3 protein-coding genes are annotated in these 2,071 nt (G+C 52.3%); all 3 read right to left on the bottom strand.

From position 1 onward, the window contains the following. On the bottom strand, positions 1-1,403 hold a 1,403-nt coding region (locus tag C8R30_RS15570; protein WP_146162712.1), incomplete at its 3' end, for an ArdC family protein. A 1-nt stretch (position 1,404) separates the two neighbouring features. Then, a complete protein-coding gene (locus C8R30_RS15575; RefSeq protein ID WP_258192089.1) occupies positions 1,405-1,659 on the bottom strand; it encodes a hypothetical protein in 255 nt (84 codons plus the stop codon). Beyond that, positions 1,656-2,071: conjugative transfer signal peptidase TraF (gene traF, locus C8R30_RS15580; RefSeq protein WP_107790555.1), on the bottom strand; the 416-nt coding region annotated here is incomplete at its 5' end. The genes C8R30_RS15575 and traF, both read right to left, overlap by 4 nt.

The raw sequence follows: 2,071 nt of genomic DNA on the forward strand, positions 1-2,071 counted from the left end.
TTCACGGCTTTTTCATATTCGCTGCGCTCGGCCATCGCCTCGATCAATGCCAGCTTCTCCGCTGCATCGATGGCCTGTTGCTCCACATCGAAATCCGCCATCCAGACCCAAGTCTGATCATTGCATTGTACGTAAATACCCCAGAATTCAGGATCAACCCTCACCTCTTTGGCCGGTATCACATGATGGGCGCCGTTATCATCCGATTCCACGACATTGCCTTGTATTGCAACGCGTCCGTTCCAATCGGCAGGGATGGACAATCCCAGTTTGTTCTGTGAGACGTGTTCAAATTCCAGATTATCGATACTTAACTGCCGATAGAACTTCAGTGCGTCGGCCACCAGATAAAGGGCATTTTGTTGTGGTACCGGCAGGTGTTCGATGAGTTTTTGCAACTGCTGATGGTTTTGCTGGGCTACCGTGGCAAGATCGGGTGTGAGACTTGCGGTATACGTTGCGATATCCTGTCTGATCTCATCCATTTTAATAGCCTCCTGACTTTGTAGTTCCTGCTGCCGGGCAAATGCCAGTACATAGTCCTGAATTTTTTCCGCATCGGCTGCAGCACGGAATATTTCCAAGGGGTCGTCTTCGAGTGCCTTGATCCATGAAGCGACATAAGCCACATGTTGGCCGGGATCATGACCGATACCGAGTTCGTGCCCGAGCAGCATGCTCGCAATCTCGGCACGCAATTCTTCCTTGGCATAGCCTTCGCTGCCGAACGGGTGTGCCAAATCGCGATTCAAGCGTGATGCATGCCCCGTCCAGTGGCCGAGTTCATGCAAGGCTGTAGCGTAGTAGCGATCCGGTGTTTGGAACTGGCTCCTGTGCGGCAGGTGTATCCGGTCTGTATGAGGCCGGTAGAAAGCCCGGTCATACTCACCGTGTTCAATTGCGGCGTTGGAGGCCTGCAGTATCTGTTCGGCACGCTCGATCGGATCCCAGCTGGGTGGAGCGATGACAAGTTCGGGCAGGTTGTCGATCTGTTCCGCATTGAAGACCGAGGCATAAAACACACGAGGACGTTCCAGCCTCACTATTTCCTTGAGGGGCTGACCGTTTCCATCGAGTACCGGCTTACCGCTATCATCCTGCTTGATGCGTTCATCGGTAAATTTCCAGTATTGAATCCAGGTGCTCTTTTCACCTTTGCGCACCTGTGCGTCCATAGCAGCGGCCTGTTTATAGGTCAGCCAACGCGGATCGGCGTACCCTTTGCTCATCAGATACAGCGCATTGATGCCCCGGTAGCGTTTTTGGGTGGTCGGATTATGTGGAAACGACCACAGCGGATCACCCGGCTGCCATGGTTTTTGCCACGGCGCCGTACCTTGCTTCAATTGTGCGATCAGACTCTCAGCGACCTGTTCATGGTAGGCTTTTCTGGAGGTGTCCATGTCATTGCCCTCCCTCAGCTGATTCCGGCTGATCGATACTGCTGTCCAGTGCATCGGTTTCACTCAAGGCCTCTTCTCTGAATGCACCCAGCAATTCCGCTTCATCGGGATCGAATTCAGCCTGAAACTCCGGTGTTTGTGCATCGAAGAGTTTTAACGCTATCACCTGACGGTGCATTTCCCGGTCGTTCAAGGCGGGATCAAGGATAACCGGAATCATTTCCGGGTTTGTTTCATCATCTGCAGGATTATTCATGGCAAACACTCCTTTTGAAGATTGAAGGTAAAAACGGGACGCACAACATGCACGATCTGTGCGCGTTCGATGACACCAAAGTAACGTGCGTCAAATGAGTGAGGATTGAGATCGGATAGCAGCAAAAATTCAGATTCACCGAGTACTGCATTGAGCCAGTATTGCGGCAATGCGGCGCCATAGGCATCGGTGTGGATCGGTGCGCTGTTCGCTAATAATTCACCATTGACCGTAATGCCGGACCGATCGATCAGAACCGTATCACCAGCAACCGCATGCACACGTTTGAGCAGTTGACCGTAACCGCCAGGACAATTTCCCGGATGGATATAGCCTCGGGCTGCAGCCCAATCAAACACATCGCGTTGCGGCGGACAGAAGGCAACGTACGCTCCTTTTGTAACAGGTTCAT

This window comes from Nitrosomonas nitrosa (assembly GCF_003051105.1).
GTDB lineage: Bacteria > Pseudomonadota > Gammaproteobacteria > Burkholderiales > Nitrosomonadaceae > Nitrosomonas > Nitrosomonas nitrosa.

What these genes read in the sequence shown, in the direction of transcription:
- C8R30_RS15575 (WP_258192089.1), bottom strand. Translation starts at nt 1,659, where the DNA reads ATGAATAATCCTGCAGATGATGAAACAAACCCGGAAATGATTCCGGTT.